This is a genomic window from Catellatospora paridis (assembly GCF_009720365.1).
Lineage (GTDB): Bacteria > Actinomycetota > Actinomycetes > Mycobacteriales > Micromonosporaceae > Catellatospora > Catellatospora paridis.
The window spans coordinates 370,730-384,407 of sequence record NZ_ML769315.1 but is presented as its reverse complement, the minus strand read 5'-3'; the positions used below and the strand labels follow the sequence as shown (position 1 = coordinate 384,407).

The following is a 13,678-nucleotide window of genomic DNA, read 5'->3' as shown; positions in this document are numbered from 1 at the left end:
CGGGTTCCTGGGCCAGCGGCGATGGAGTTAGCCGACAGAAGCCGCCTGCGGCCGGCGGCGACCCCGAGCGGGTCGCCGCCGGCCAGGCGGCTCAGACGCCCGCCAGCGCTTCCGTCGGCGTGAGCCGGGCGGCCCGCACGGCGGGGTAGAGCCCCGCCACCGCGCCGATCAGCAGCGTCGCGGCGAACCCGCCCGCCGTCGCCCACAGCGGCACCACGGCGGGCCAGTCCTGGGTGGCCGCGTACCCGCCGGTCACGACGGTGCCGATCAGGAGGCCGCCGAGGCCGCCGAGCGCGGACAGCAGCAGCGACTCCACCAGGAACTGCAGCAGGATCTGGCCGCGAGTGGCCCCGAGCGCCCGGCGCAGGCCGATCTCCGACCGCCGTTCGAGCACGGAGATGACCATCGTGTTCGTGACGCCGATCCCGCCGACCAGCAGCGCCACCGCGCCGAGACCCAGTAGCAGGCCGCCGAACGTGTGCTCGGTGATCGACTTGGCGGCCAGCGCGTCGGACGGTTGCGAGACCAGCACCTCGCTGGGCGCCCCCGGCTTCACCGTGCGAGGCAGGGCTCTGCGCACCTGGACCACCGAGTCCTCAGCCGTACGCGTGTAGACGGTCGTCGGGTGCCCGTCGAAGCCGAGGTAGGCCGCCGCGGCCGACCAGCCGACGAACACCGCTCGGTCCAGGTCCTCGGCCAGCGGCACCGGCCGCAGCACGCCCACCACGGTGAAGCGGTGGCTGCCGACGACGATCTGTGGCTGTGCCGTGGCGTCGTCGACGCCGAGCCGCTGCGCCGCGGTCCAGCCCAGCACGGCCGTCGGGAAGTCGGCGGTGGGCAGGCTCAGCCAGCGCCCGCTGACCGGGCTGAGCCCGACCGTCTCCGGCAGGTCCAGGCGGCCCGCGTACACGGTGAGGCTGCCCGTCTGCGCGGGGTGGACGTGCTCGTTGCGGTACGCGTGCACGTCGGGCAGCCGCCCGACCGCCGACACCGCCTCCACCGACGCGATCCTCGCGATCATGCCGATCGCCTCGTTCGGCAGCTGCGTCGGCTTGTCGTCCTGCGTTCTGCCCGCCTCGACCGCCAGCAGGTTGGTGCCCAGCTCGTCCAGCTGCCGGTCCAGTTCGGCCTGGCTGGAGCTGGAGATGCCGACCACGGCGATCATCGCGGCGATGCCGATCGCGATGCCGAGCGCGGACAGGAACACCCGCAGTCGGCGTGAGCGCAGCCCGGCCGCGCCGACGCGCAGCACGTCACCCGGCGACAGCCGCCCGGGGCGGGGTGGGGCGCTCACCGCGCCGCCCCGATCCGGGCGGCGAACGGCACCACGCCGGGCTCGCGCTCGTCGCGCACGATGAGCCCGTCGGAGACCTCGACCCGCCGCGGCAGCCGTGCGGACAGCTCCCGGTCGTGGGTGATGACCACGACGGTGGTGCCGGCCGTGTTCAGTTCCGTCAGCAGGCGCAGCACGGTCTCGCCGGAGGCGGAGTCGAGGTTGCCGGTGGGCTCGTCGGCCAGCAGCAGCGGCGGATCGCCGATCAGCGCCCGGGCGATCGCCACCCGCTGCCGCTCACCGCCGGACAGCTCGTGCGGACGGTGGTGCAGCCGGTGGCCCAGGCCGACCCGCGCCAGCGCGGCGTCGGCCCGCCGCAGCCGCTCCCGGGCGGCCACGCTCGCGTAGAGCAGGCCGTCGGCCACCGCCGCCCGCACCGCGACGCCCGGGGTCAGGTGGAACTGCTGGAAGACGAAGCCGATCGTGGCGGCCCGCAGCCCGGACAGCTGCCGGTCGGACAGCGCCGCCACGTCGTGCCCGCCGATGCGGACCTGGCCGCTGGTGGGGCGGTCCAGGGTGCCGATCAGGTTGAGGAGGCTGGACTTGCCCGATCCGGACCGCCCGACGACGGCGACCGCCTCGCCGTATCCGATGTCGAGGCTGACCCCGCGTACGGCCCGTACCCCGCCGGGGTAGGCCTTGGTGACGTCCGTCAGCTCGACCACGTTCACTGCGCCACCCCCACGGTGACGCCCTCGGCGATGCCGTCGCCGCTGATCTCGACCTTGCCGCCCGCGAACAGCCCCGTCTGCACAGGCACGATCCGGCTGGTCGCGCCGTCGCGCACCTCCACGCCGTAGCCGCGCTCGCCGACGGCGACCAGGGCCTGGATCGGCACGACGAGCACGTCGGCGTGCTCGGCGGTGACGAACCGGACCCGTACCGGCCCGGGCTCCGGCTCGGTTCCGGCCTTCAGGACCAGCTGTACGGTGACCGTCGGCGCGCCCTGCTCGGGCGTCTGGCCGGCGGGCGCCCCGTCGGTGGGTGTCACCACGCCGAGCACGGTCGCCTCCGCCGGTGCGCCGTCGGGCAGCGTCACGGTGGCCTTGGCGCCCTTCTTGGCCAGGTCGGGTTCGGCGGCCGGCACCTTCGCCGTGACGACCAGGGTGGTCGGACCGGCGGTGACGACGTCACCGGCGGCCGGTGCCCCGAGCCGGGCCGAATGGGCGGCGATCCGCAGCGGACCGGGCGCGACGATCACGTCCGTCGGCGCCACGGTGCCCGTGACGGGCAGCCCCAGATCCTTCTGCCACCGCTTCACCGCGGCCGCGGTCGACGCGGAGTAGGCGGTGTCGGTCTCGAAACCGGTGTACTTCAGCGCGGTCAGGTTCGCTTCGAGCTGGGCGACGTCCGGACCCTTGACCCCGTCGGCGAGCAGCCGGTAGAACGGCAGCTCGCCGTAGAGCAGCACGACCGGGTTGTTGTCCGCCCGCAGCAGCGGTTGTCCCCGCGCCACCGTGCTGCCGACCGCGGCGAGCCAGGTCAGGGTGCCGACTGCCTTGGAGGTGACCGCCGACGGCCGGCCGTAGCCGATCTCGCCTTCGACGACCTTGGCCGCTGTGATCGTGGTCCGCGTCACCTTGACCGTGTCGACCGTCGGAGCGCCGACGGGCCTGTCGTTCCCGCCGCCGGTGAAGACCCCGGCGGACATCGCCGCCGCGGTGGCGACCACCGCGGCGGCGACGACGCCGAACAGCACCCGGCGCCACCGGCCGCTCATCCGACACCCGTCAGGTCGCTGGTGTCGGGCATGCAGATCTTCGCCGCGGCCTTGACCGCGGGCTGCTGCATCTTGGCCTTGTGCTCGTCCTTCAGGCGGCGCAGGGTGGCCCCGTCGACCGGTGCGGGGTCGGGATCAGGGTCGGGCCAGTCGGGCACGCCGTTCGCGCGCATGCACTTCGCGACCTCCCGGCCCTCGCGCAGCTGCTCCTCGGACGGCTTGGCGGGGGTGTCCATCACCGGAGCGTCCAGCGCGGGCCACTTCTCGAAGCATCCGATCATCTCGGGGGTGAAATCGCCCTCCGGCATGCCCGAGAAGTCCGCCAGCTTGTCGTGCCCGAGGTAGCGGACCTGTAGGCCCGTCTCGTTCAGGCACGTCGCAAGGTTCTCCTTCTGCCTGTCGTAGGCGTCCCACAGGCCGGCGGTGCCGGTGTCCGACGCCGCGCCCGTGGTCGTCTCCGACTTGTCCGGCCCGCAGGCCGTCAACACCGCCACCAGCAGCGGCCCGCATGCCGCCAGTGCCGCGTACCGGATGCCACGCCTTGAACGGCGGCCCACACGTCTGCCGTCGATCGGCATCTACTTCTCCTTCGGGGGCTGGGTTTCGCATCGCGTACGACGTGTCCGTTCCGGAACGTCGCCGCGTGCCTGTCCTGGACGGCGAGGGGTTCCCCGCCGTCTCGGCACACAGTCCACCAAATGAGTTGTTAACCGGCAGTTAATGAAATTTTCTACATTCCGCTAACATCATCCGAAGTGGATCGATAGCGGACTCTTGGGGCGGGCGCGGGTTCAGGACCGGGGGGCGTCGCCGCGGGGCAGGATCACGCGCACGGACAGGCCGCCGTCGGGACGCGGGATGGCCAGCGCGTCGCCGCCGTGCGCCTGGGCGACCGCACGCACGATGGACAGGCCCAGCCCGCTGCCCCGGGCCGAACCCACCCGGTCGGTGAGCCGGCGGAACGGCTCGAACAGCACGGGCACCTCGTGCGGCGAGATCAGCGCGCCCGTGTTGGTCACGATGATCTCGGCCTGCCCGACCTCGGCCAGGGTCTGCACCCACACGAAGCCGTGCGGGTGGTTGTAGCGGACCGCGTTGTCGACCAGGTTGCGGATCAGCTGCTCCAGCAGGACCGGGTCGCCGACCACCGGTGCCGCCGCGAGTCCCGCCTGGACCTGCACGCGCTGTTCCGCGGCCGCCTTCGCGGTGACGTCGAGGGCATACCCCGCCAGCTGTGCCAGGTCGACCGGCCGCCGATCGGTGACCGCGTCCTCCGCCCTGGCGAGGGTGAGCAGCGAGTCGATCAGCCGTTCGTGGCGCAGGTTGACCGCGAGCAGGTTCTCGCCGAGTCGCAGCATCTGCGGCGGGCTGTCCGGACGGGCCATCGCCACATCGAGCAGGGTGCGGTTCAGCGCGATCGGGGTCTTCAGTTCGTGGGCGGCGTTGGCGATGAACCTGCCCTGCCCGGCGAACGCCTCGTCGAGCCGGTCGAGCATGCTGTCGAACGAGTCGGCCAGGCTCTTCACCTCGCTCGGCGGACCATCCAATTCGATTCGCTTGTGCAGGGTGCGTCCGGCGATCCGGTGCGCCGTGTCGGTGATCATGTTGAGCGGGCGTAGCAGCCGCCCGGACAGCCACCAGGCCGCCGCGGTCGCCACCAGGCATACCGCCAGCACGGTCGACCCTCCTTTGGTCAGGAGGTTGTCCCGCATCGAGTCCATGATGATCTGTTTGGAGACTTCTTGGGTGGTGATCAGGTTGGCCACCTGGGGGTCTTCACCCGGGTACTTCTCGAACTTGCTGGTGAGTGCCACCGACAGGCTGTAGTCCATGGTGTTCTGGACCAAAATCATCACGCCGCCGAGCACCGCGCTACCCGCCAACAGGAACATCAGCCCGAACATGAGCGTATGGCGCACCCGCAGGCTGCCGTGCCACGAACCCCTCATGGCAGGTGGTGCCCCGAGGCGTGCACCGGCTCGACGAGCTGCGGCCGCCCGTGGACGCCCGTGGACGCCGACACGCCGGACCGGCCCCCCAGCGCCCGCACCCGGGCCACCAGCTCGGCGAACGCGAACGGCTTGGCCAGGTGGTCGTCGGCCCCCACGGTCAGCCCGGCAACCCGGTCGGCATCGGAGACGAAGACGCTCAACATCAGCACGCGCACGCCGGTGCCCGCGGCCACGATCCGGCGGCAGACCTCGCCGCCGCGCACCCGGGGCAGACCCAGGATCAACACGTCGTATCCGTCGACGGCGAGCCGTTCCAGCGCCTCGGCCCCGTCGTGCGCGACGTCCACCGCGAACGCCTCCTGCCGCAGACCCTCGGCAATGGCCGCGGCCATCAGTTCCTCGTCGTCCACCACGAGCACCCGCATTACACCCTCCTCGCCAGACTGACCTGGGCAAGTATCCGGAGGTCGCGTTAGCAGGCGGTGAACGATTCCGCTCACACGCCGCTAACGCGCCGGAAGCCGCGCCAAGGCCGGACTGTCACGGATGCTTCGCCGCGGTGGGCTACTTCGGCTGCTCTTCGAGGTCGAGGCAGACGCTGTTGATGCAGTAGCGGGCGTCCTTGGGCGTGAAGCCCTCACCGTCGAACCGGTGCCCCAGGTGCGAGTCGCAACTGGCGCACCGCACCTCGACGCGCAGCATGCCCATCGACCGGTCCTCGATGTACCTGATGGTCCCCGGGATGGCCTCGTCGAACGACGGCCACCCGCAGTGGCTGTCGAACTTCGTCACGCTGTCGAACAGTGCCACGCCACAGGCCCGGCAACGGTAGGTGCCCGGGGTCTTGGTCTCGACGTACTTGCCGCTCCACGGGGCCTCGGTGCCCGCCTGGCGGAGCACCCGGAACTCCTCGGGGTTGAGGCGCACGCGCCATTCCTGCTCGCTCAGCTGGCTCACGTTCTGCTCCATGCCTCGACCGTACGCGGTAGCGTCGGGCCATGCCCAAGGCCCCAGCGCTCGAGTACGAGGTCGGTAACCGATCCGTAAGACTCAGCAGCCCGGACAAGATCTACTTCCCGGAGCGCGGTTTCACGAAACAGGACGTCTTCGAGTACTACCTGGCCGTGTCCGAGCCCATGCTGCGGTACATGCGCGACCGGCCCACCATGCTGCAGCGCTTCCCCGACGGCATCGGCGGGGAGATGTTCTTTCAGAAGCGGGTGCCGGCCCGCGGCGTGCCCGACTGGATCACCACCGCGGAGATCAAGTTCCCGAGCGGGCGCAAAGCCGACGAGCTGTGTCCGAAGGAGCCCGGTGCCCTGCTCTGGGCAGCCCAGATGGGCACCGTCGTGTACCACCCGTGGCCGGTGCGCGCCCCCGCCACCGAGAACCCCGACGAGCTGCGCATCGACCTCGACCCCCAGCCCGGCACCGACTTCGCCGACGCGGTGAAGGTGGCGGGCCTGGCCCGCACGGTGCTCGACGACGCGGGCCTGGTCGGCTTCCCGAAGACCTCCGGCGGCCGGGGCATCCACATCTACGTGCGGATCAAGCCCGACTGGACGTTCGTCGAGGCGCGCCGGGCGGCGATCGCGTTCGCCCGGGAGCTGGAGCGGCGCGACCCCAAGCTGATCACCACGGCGTGGTGGAAGGAGGAGCGCGGCGAGCAGGTCTTCATCGACTACAACCAGATGGCCCGCGACCGCACCATCGCCGCGCCGTACTCCCTGCGCGCCAACCCCCGCGCCACCGTCAGCACCCCGGTCACCTGGGAGGAGCTGACCCAGGTCGAGCCGAACGACTTCGACCTGCGCACCGTGCCGCCGCGGCTGGCCGAGGTCGGCGACCTCTACGCGGGCATGGACGACGTGCGGCACGACCTCGGCACGCTGCTGGAGTGGTGGGACCGCGACGAGCGCGACCGCAAGCTCGGCGAGATGCCGTACCCGCCGGACTATCCGAAGATGCCCGGTGAACCGATGCGGGTGCAGCCCAGCCGCGCCAAGGACCCCGTCGAGCAAGCCGACGGCTGACCCGGCGCGGTACTCAAGCGGGTAGGCCCAGCTCGGCTGCGCGCATCCCCGCCTGGAACCGCGAATCGGCCTCAAGCTTGGTCATCAGTTCGGCCACGCGACGCCGATAGGTGCGCAGCGAGACGCCGAGCCGCCTGGCCGCCGACTCGTCGGTGGCGCCTGAACCGAGCGCTTGGAGGATCATGCGGCTGTCGGCGTCGAGGTGGGGGACGTCGTCGCGCAGGTAGGCGTCGAGCTCGACGGCGCTGTCCCAGACGGCCCGGAACAGCGAGTGGACGCCGTCGACCAGAACCTGCGAGGTCGTCACGGTGTACTCGCGGCCACCCGGGGTCTCCCGGCCGGCGAGGATCATCACCCGCTGGTCGATGACGATGGTCTCGTGCGGGAGCGGCGAGCTGCTGATCCGGACGAGGGTGCCGTTGCGCTGCACCTCGCGCAGGTGCACCCGGGCCTGCTCGTCGGCGAGCGCAACCGGGCTGAGCAGCTTGCGACAGGTGAAGCCGGACGAAGCCGCGGCGCGCACCCGGTTGCGGATGGCGGCCATGGCCTCCGGCTGCGACCAGGTCCGCATGTCCCGGGCGGCGCACACGAACTCGGTCCGGGCGGACTCGAAGAGATGGCCGGCCCGCGCGATCAGCTCCGCGTCCCCCTGGATCGAGACCACCTGTTCGCTGCGCATCCTGCCAGTGTGGCAGCAAGTGGCCAGGAGCTCGCCGACCCCCGGGGGGCCGGACACCATGGGTGCATGACGATCACGAACTTCTCGCTCGGCGGGGACCTGCCCGTCAGGCGGCTCGGTTTCGGCGCGATGCGGCTGGCGATGGGCACCTTCGACGGCCCGTCCCGACCCGCGGAGAGCGGCATCGCGGTGCTCCGAAGGGCAGTCGAGCTGGGCGTGAACCACATCGACACGGCCGGGTTCTACGGCCGGGGAGAGGTGCGGGCGAACGACCTGATCCGTACGGCGCTGGCCCCGTACCGGGACGACCTGGTGATCGCCACGAAGGTCGGGCCGCTGCCGGGGCCGACCGGCGCGCCGAGCGAGCAGGCGACGCCCGGGCAGCTGCGTGGTCTGGTCGAGGCAGACCTGCGGGCGCTCGGGCTGGACCGGCTCGACCTGGTCTACCTGCGGGTCGGCGGGATGGCCGGGCCGGGCGGCGAGTCGATCGCCGACCGGTTCGCGGCGCTGGCCGAGCTTCGCTCGCAAGGGCTGATCCGGCACCTCGGGGTGAGCAACGTCGACGGGGCACAGCTCGCGGAGGCTCGGGGGATCGCACCTGTCGCGGCGGTGCAGAACCGGCACAGCGGTGACCGGGGGCTGCTGGCGGAGTGCGAGCAGGCGGGCATCGCGTACGTGCCGTACTTCCCGCTCGGCGGCGGCGCCCAGCGGCTCGACGCCGACCGGCTGGGCGTCGTCGCGGCCCGCCTTGGCGCCACCGCGGCCCAGGTCGCGATCGCGGCGCTGCTGGCGGCCTCGCCGTCGGTGCTGGCCATCCCGGGCACCGGTTCACTCGATCACCTGGAGGAGAACCTCGCGGCGGGCAACCTCGACCTCACCGACCAGGACCTGGTCGATCTGCGAGGCTGATCGGCCGACTTCGGGCCCGGGGCGGGGGAGCCGGTGACCGAGATGCCCCGCCACCGAGTGGGTGGCGGGGCATCGTCGTGTCAGGACGGGCTCACTGCGGTGGGCACACCGTGCCAGGCGGCGGCACCACCAGGTTGATCAGGAAGTCGTTGACGTGCTTGTTGATGCAGCGCGTCTCCGGGTAGGCGGTGTGGCCCTCGCCGTCCCAGGTGAGCACGACGCCCACGCCGAGCATGTCGGCGAGCTTCTGGGTCTGCTCGTACGGCGTGGCCGGGTCGCCCTTGGTGCCCACCACCAGGATCGGCGGCGCCCCTTCGGCCTTGCCGGTCGGGTACGGGTCGCGCTGGGCGGGCCAGACCGAGCAGGTGAGCATGCCCACCGCCAGCGGCGCGCCGAACAGCGGGTACTTCACCCGCCACTCCGACTGCAGCCGGCGGATGTCCTCCACGGTCGCCGGCTTGCCGTCGTCGGCGCAGTTCACCGCGGCGTTCGCGTCGAACAGGTTGGTGTACTGGCCGTTGGCGTCGCGGTCGGCGTAGGAGTCGGCCAGCGCGAAGATCGCCTCGGACTTGCCGTCCTGCAGATCCGCCAGGGCCTGGCCCAGATCCGGCCAGCGAGCCTGGGTGTACAGCGACGACACCACGCCCCAGAAGATCCAGCCGGCGGTGGCCTTGCGGCCGTCGGGGTTGCCGACCGGGTTGGTGTCGGCCTCCTGCATCAGCTTCTCCACGACCGCGCGGGCGTCGCCGTCGATCGGGCACTGCGTCTTGTTCTTCGCGCACCAGGCCGAGAAGTTGTCGAACGCGCGCTCGAAGCCCATCGCCTGGCTCTCCGACGACTGGATCGAGCTCTGCAACGGGTCGACCGCGCCGTCGAGGACCATGGCCCGGATCTCCTTCGGGTACAGCTGCGCGTACACCGCGCCGAGCAGTGTCCCGTAGGAGTAGCCGAGGTAGTTCATCTTGCCCTCGCCCAGCGACAGCCGGATGGCCTCCATGTCCCGCGCGGCCTGCTCGGTGGCGAACAGGCCCAGCCGGTCGCCGTACTTGGCCTTGCAGCCGTCGGCCATCTTCTTGGTGAGCGCCAGGACCTCGTCGAACTCCTCCTGCGTCACCGGATCGGGCTCGCTGGCGAAGGTGGCGTCGAGGTCGGCGTCGGTGTAGCAGTCGACCGGGGTGGAGCGGCCGACGCCGCGCGGGTCGAAGCCGACGATGTCGAAGCGCCGGGTGATCTCCGCGGGCAGGCCCAGCGTGAGGTATGCCGCGAGGTCGACGCCGGACGCGCCCGGACCGCCCGGGTTGACCATGAGCGCGCCGATGCGGTCGCGCTGGTCGGTGGCCCGGGCGCGCATGACCTCGATGTCGAAGGTCTGGCCGTCGTCGGGCTTGTGCCAGTTCTGCGGCACCTTCACGATCTTGCATTCGAAGGTGTAGCCGGACGGCGCCTTGCCGAGCAGGTCAGCGGCGATCTCAGGGCACAGCCGCCAGCCCGGTTCGGGGCTGACGGCGGCGGCCTCGGGACGGCGGCCGAAGTCAGGTAGCGGGAGTATGCACCCGGTGGTGGTCAGTGCCGAGGCCGCCAGCGCGACGACGGCGCGCACCACCTTCTTGTCAAGCCTGAGTCGCACGAGCGTGTTCACTCCCCCCGGAACGGATCCGCCCGAGCCTACGGGGTACGCAGTACCTCGTCGACGTTGAGGCTGATAGGACGGTCGAGCTGGTCATAGGTGCAGGACCGGGGGTCGCGGTCGGGCCGCCAGCGCTTGAACTGGGCGGTATGCCGGAAGCGGTCGCCCTCCATCGCGTCGTAGCCGACCTCGACCACGAGCTCGGGGCGTAGCGGTTCGAAGCCAAGGTCCTTCCCCCCACTCCATCGGCTCGGCGCACCCGGCACCCGCTGACCCTCCGTTGCCGACCCCCACGTGTGCTCGCCGGGGTTGCGGTAGGGCGCCAGCTCGTCCAGCAGTTCGGCCCGGCGTGCCGCGGTGAACGCCGAACTCGCGCCGACGTGGTGCAGGACGCCGTGCTCGTCATAAAGGCCGAGCAGCAGCGAACCGACCACCGGCCCGGAGGTGTGGTACCGGAATCCGGCCACCACCACGTCCGCGGTGCGCGCGTGTTTGATCTTGAACATCAGCCGCTTGCCGGGGGAGTAGGGCATGTCGGCCGGTTTCGCGATGAGCCCGTCGAGCCCCGCGCCCTCGAACGCGGTGAACCACTCCCGGGCGGTGTCGGCGTCGGTGGTGACCGGGGTCAGGTGCACCGGCGGCTCGACGTGGGCCAGGGCCTGCGCCAGCAGCGCACGGCGCTGGGCGTACGGCTGGTCCATCAGCGACCGGTCGCCCAGCGCCAGCAGGTCGAACGCGATGACGTCGGCGGGGGTCTCCACGGACAGCTTGTTCACCCGGGAGGCCGCCGGGTGGATGCGCTGGTTGAGCATGTCGAAGTCGAGGCGGGGGATGCGGTCGGCGTCGCGGCGGATGCAGACCAGCTCGCAGTCGATCACCGACCGGGCCGGGAACTGCTTGAGCGCCAGGGTCACCACCTCGGGGAAGTATCGGGTCAGCGTCTTGCCGCCGCGACTGGCCAGCTCGACCTCGTCGCCGTCACGGAAGATGATGCAGCGGTAGCCGTCCCACTTGGGCTCGAACGTCATACCCGGCGCATCGGGAATCTTCGACACCGGCTTGGCCAGCATCGGTTCCACAGGGGGGTTCACCGGCAGATCCATGCCACCAGTCAACCAGCAAACCGCCCACCCCGCGCCAATCCCCCCGTTTTCCCAGCCCCTTCTCACCTTTCCCGTTGATCATGAACTTATGGCACGGCTCGTCGGCGTGTCGCGTCCACAACTTCATGATCGTCGGGCTGGGCTGGGCTGGGCTGGGCTGGGCTGGGCTGGGCTGGGCCGGGCCGCCGGTGAACTGGTTGGTCCGGCCGAGCAACCTGCCCGCCCGAAGCCGCCGTTTTGACGGCGACCGAGAGGGGTGAGGCGATGCCGGATGACTCCGATTTCCGCGAGTACGTGACGGCCCGGCTCGACCAGTTGCGCCGGACGGCATACCTGCTGTGCGGGGACTGGCACGCCGCGGACGACGTCACGTCGACCGCGATCATGAAGCTCATGCGGCACTGGCGGCGCATCCGTGAGCTGGAGAACGTCGATTCGTACGCCCGCCAGGTGCTGCTGCGGACCTGGCTGGACGAGCGGCGTCGCCCGTGGCGGCGGGAGTGGGCGACGGCAGTGCTGCCGGTGCGGGCCGTCGCCGCGGCCGACCGGGTGGTGGACGAGCGCCTCGCCATCATGGGCCACCTCGCCGCGCTGCCCGCCCGGCGCCGGGCGGTCATCGTGCTGCGCTTCTACGACGACCTGTCGGTCGAGGAGACCGCTGCGGTGCTGGGCTGCAGCACGGGCACGGTCAAGAGCCAGACGTCGCGCGCATTGGACACCCTGCGCGCGGCGCTCGTCCACGTTCCGGAGACCGCCGAGGAGGCAGCGCGATGAACCTGCAGGAGATGCTGAAGACCGCCGTGGCCGACCCGCCGCCGTCGGACATCGACCTCGACGACCTGACCCAGCGGGTACGCCGCAGGCAGGTGTCGACGCGCTGGGCCGTGGGCGTCGGCGGTCTCGGACTCGCGGTGACCGTGGCGGTCGCCGCCGCCGGCCTGACCACGCTGGACGACGGCGCTCGGCACCGGCCCGAGAACGGCGCGACCCAACTCGTGCCCCGACCGCCGGCCTCCGCCGATCCGCGGCAGGAGTTGATGGCCGCGCGCCTCACTGTGCAACTGCGGGAGCTCGGTCCGGAGTTCGGGGTCCCCGCCGGCACGGTGTTCGCCGTCGAGCGGGGCGAGTGGGGCGCCGCGTCGGACGGCTACTGGTACGTGGCCCGCTGGTCCTCCGGCGGCGTCCAGTTGGCGATCATCGTGCGGCGGGCGCTCATCCCGCAGGAGGACGGCTGCGCCAAGAACGGCCCGGACATGTCCTGCGAGCGCACCGAGGGCGCCGACGGCTCGGTCAACTACGTCGTCACGGAGGGCGCCGGGGCGGCGCCGTCCCGCCAGGCGGAGAACTACCGGCTCGACGACACCGCGGTGATGGTCACCGCCACCGGCGGGACGGCTTTCACCGTGGAGCAGCTGCTGACCCTGGCCCAACTGCCGGGCTGGTCACTGGTCGGCTGAGCCCCGCCCACGACGGGCGCGCCACCGGCGATGGGACCGGGGCGCGCCCGTCGTGCCGCGGCCGACACAGGCTGGTCGGTGCTTCGCCGCCGTCGTGTCACACGGTGGCCGGGCCGGGAGCGGCCTGCTCCTGCTCGAACCGGAACTCGCGGATGAAGCAGTCCCGTGGCTGGCCCACCGCGAACAGCACGCAGTCGGCGACCGAGCGCGCCGTGAGCATCGCCCCGGCGGTACGCGGCCCGTCCTGCACGAAGTCCGGCGGGTACAGCGAGATCACCCGGATGCCCTCGGGGCGCAGCCGGTGCGACAGGATGCCGGCCAGCCCCGCCTGCGCGTGTTTGGCGGCGTAGAAGGCCGGATGGGCGGTCGAGCGGTGGTGGCCGGTCTCGCCGCAACCGGAGATCAGGTTGACGACGTCAGGTCGGGCCGATGCCCGCAGCAGTGGCAACAGGTGCTTGATCAGCAGCGTCGTCCCGGTCGCCGCCCCGCTGATCATCGACACGATGACGTCGTCGGGGGCGTCCTCCAGACCTGGCCCCTTTGCGTACGCGGCTGCGTTGTTGACGAGCACGTCGAGGTGGCCGGTCCGCTTGGCGAGCGCCGCGGCGAACCCGCGTACCGCGTCGGGGTCGGACAGGTCGCACGGGAACGCCTCGGCGCGGTCGGGCCCGTCTCTGTTGATCAGGTCCGCGGTGGCAGTAGCAGCACCGGCGTCTCGGGCGGACAGGTACACGTGCGCGCCTCGGGCCGCGAAGTCGGCGGCGAGCAGCCGCCCGGTGTCCCGCCCCGCGCCGGTGACCGCCACCCGCAGTCCCTCGAAGATCATGCCGAGATTCCACCACCTCCACCGCACTTGAGGTCAATC

15 protein-coding genes are annotated in these 13,678 nt (G+C 71.6%); 4 read left to right on the top strand and 11 right to left on the bottom strand.

Translation table 11 applies throughout. The features are described from left to right. Nucleotides 1-91: 91 nt before the first annotated feature. The 7 genes from F9C41_RS14580 to msrB form a co-directional block, all read right to left on the bottom strand. A complete protein-coding gene (locus F9C41_RS14580; protein WP_230689595.1) occupies nucleotides 92-1,294 on the bottom strand; it encodes an ABC transporter permease in 1,203 nt (400 codons plus the stop codon). Continuing rightward, nucleotides 1,291-1,998: an ABC transporter ATP-binding protein gene (locus F9C41_RS14575; RefSeq protein WP_155387513.1), complete on the bottom strand. Its 708-nt coding sequence runs from the start codon at nucleotides 1,996-1,998 to the stop codon at nucleotides 1,291-1,293. The genes F9C41_RS14580 and F9C41_RS14575 overlap by 4 nt, the downstream gene beginning before the upstream one ends. A 2-nt stretch (nucleotides 1,999-2,000) precedes the next feature. Further along, nucleotides 2,001-3,053 carry a peptidoglycan-binding protein gene (locus F9C41_RS14570; protein WP_155387312.1) on the bottom strand — a complete coding sequence of 351 codons (1,053 nt, stop codon included), beginning with the start codon at nucleotides 3,051-3,053 and terminating at the stop codon, nucleotides 2,001-2,003. Next, nucleotides 3,050-3,631, bottom strand: coding sequence for a hypothetical protein (locus F9C41_RS14565; RefSeq protein WP_155387311.1), 582 nt, complete (start codon nucleotides 3,629-3,631; stop codon nucleotides 3,050-3,052). The genes F9C41_RS14570 and F9C41_RS14565 overlap by 4 nt, the downstream gene beginning before the upstream one ends. Before the next feature lie 213 nt (nucleotides 3,632-3,844). Then, nucleotides 3,845-4,945, bottom strand: a complete 1,101-nt coding sequence (locus F9C41_RS14560; protein ID WP_230689594.1) for a sensor histidine kinase — start codon at nucleotides 4,943-4,945, stop codon at nucleotides 3,845-3,847. A 53-nt stretch (nucleotides 4,946-4,998) separates the two neighbouring features. Continuing rightward, nucleotides 4,999-5,430: a response regulator transcription factor gene (locus tag F9C41_RS14555; protein ID WP_155387309.1), complete on the bottom strand. Its 432-nt coding sequence runs from the start codon at nucleotides 5,428-5,430 to the stop codon at nucleotides 4,999-5,001. A gap of 139 nt (nucleotides 5,431-5,569) precedes the next feature. Continuing rightward, nucleotides 5,570-5,974 carry a peptide-methionine (R)-S-oxide reductase MsrB gene (msrB, locus tag F9C41_RS14550; RefSeq protein WP_155387308.1) on the bottom strand — a complete coding sequence of 135 codons (405 nt, stop codon included), beginning with the start codon at nucleotides 5,972-5,974 and terminating at the stop codon, nucleotides 5,570-5,572. Between the two features lie 29 nt (nucleotides 5,975-6,003). Between msrB and ligD the strand changes: the two genes are divergently transcribed. Continuing rightward, nucleotides 6,004-7,038, top strand: a complete 1,035-nt coding sequence (gene ligD / locus F9C41_RS14545; protein ID WP_155387307.1) for a non-homologous end-joining DNA ligase — start codon at nucleotides 6,004-6,006, stop codon at nucleotides 7,036-7,038. 13 nt (nucleotides 7,039-7,051) lie between these two features. Here ligD and F9C41_RS14540 read toward each other — a convergent pair whose 3' ends face one another. Next, nucleotides 7,052-7,717 carry a helix-turn-helix domain-containing protein gene (locus F9C41_RS14540; protein ID WP_155387306.1) on the bottom strand — a complete coding sequence of 222 codons (666 nt, stop codon included), beginning with the start codon at nucleotides 7,715-7,717 and terminating at the stop codon, nucleotides 7,052-7,054. A 66-nt stretch (nucleotides 7,718-7,783) separates the two neighbouring features. On the opposite strand from F9C41_RS14540, the gene F9C41_RS14535 reads away from it, so the two are divergent. Next, on the top strand, nucleotides 7,784-8,626 hold the full coding sequence (locus F9C41_RS14535; protein ID WP_155387305.1) for an aldo/keto reductase: 843 nt from the start codon (nucleotides 7,784-7,786) through the stop codon (nucleotides 8,624-8,626). Nucleotides 8,627-8,717: 91 nt separating this feature from the next. On the opposite strand, the gene F9C41_RS14530 is transcribed toward F9C41_RS14535, so the two are convergent. Beyond that, nucleotides 8,718-10,253, bottom strand: coding sequence for an alpha/beta hydrolase (locus F9C41_RS14530; protein WP_155387304.1), 1,536 nt, complete (start codon nucleotides 10,251-10,253; stop codon nucleotides 8,718-8,720). A 38-nt stretch (nucleotides 10,254-10,291) separates the two neighbouring features. Then, complete coding sequence (locus tag F9C41_RS14525) at nucleotides 10,292-11,356, bottom strand: ATP-dependent DNA ligase (RefSeq protein WP_155387303.1); 1,065 nt, start codon at nucleotides 11,354-11,356, stop codon at nucleotides 10,292-10,294. 264 nt (nucleotides 11,357-11,620) lie between these two features. Here F9C41_RS14525 and F9C41_RS14520 point away from each other — a divergent pair, with 264 nt between their 5' ends. Then, nucleotides 11,621-12,130 carry a SigE family RNA polymerase sigma factor gene (locus tag F9C41_RS14520; RefSeq protein ID WP_155387302.1) on the top strand — a complete coding sequence of 170 codons (510 nt, stop codon included), beginning with the start codon at nucleotides 11,621-11,623 and terminating at the stop codon, nucleotides 12,128-12,130. Then, nucleotides 12,127-12,813: a hypothetical protein gene (locus F9C41_RS14515; RefSeq protein ID WP_155387301.1), complete on the top strand. Its 687-nt coding sequence runs from the start codon at nucleotides 12,127-12,129 to the stop codon at nucleotides 12,811-12,813. The genes F9C41_RS14520 and F9C41_RS14515 overlap by 4 nt, the downstream gene beginning before the upstream one ends. 97 nt (nucleotides 12,814-12,910) lie before the next feature. On the opposite strand, the gene F9C41_RS14510 is transcribed toward F9C41_RS14515, so the two are convergent. Beyond that, complete coding sequence (locus F9C41_RS14510; protein ID WP_155387300.1) at nucleotides 12,911-13,639, bottom strand: SDR family oxidoreductase; 729 nt, start codon at nucleotides 13,637-13,639, stop codon at nucleotides 12,911-12,913. Nucleotides 13,640-13,678 lie beyond the last annotated feature (39 nt).